The following is a 282-nucleotide window of genomic DNA, read 5'->3' on the forward strand; positions in this document are numbered from 1 at the left end:
TGAAGTGTCCCAGGTTTTGTTCCGTTTGAGTAGATGGGAAAATCTGGAATATGCCAAGAAAATTTGACCAGGATGCCAAGGACCGCGTGGTCCGTCTCGTGGAAGATCGCATCTTGGCGGAAAATATGTCGATGCAAGCCGCATGCCAGGCAGTAGCCCCAAAGCTGGGGGTTTCATGGCACACGGCTCGCCAATGGACCCAGCAGGCCCGCCGTGCGGGAAACATCCCAGAACCTGTGCCTGAAGACTTGGCCGCCGAAAACGCGAGGCTACGCCGTGAAA

The 282-nt window shown here is 56.0% G+C and carries 1 pseudogene; it reads left to right on the plus strand.

Annotation, left to right across the window (positions count from 1 at the left end):
• Nucleotides 1-25: 25 nt before the first annotated feature.
• Nucleotides 26-282: pseudogene (locus tag HMPREF2736_RS11795) on the plus strand (transposase); the annotation flags it as partial.

Source organism: Corynebacterium sp. HMSC036E10, assembly GCF_001836265.1.
GTDB lineage: Bacteria > Actinomycetota > Actinomycetes > Mycobacteriales > Mycobacteriaceae > Corynebacterium > Corynebacterium coyleae.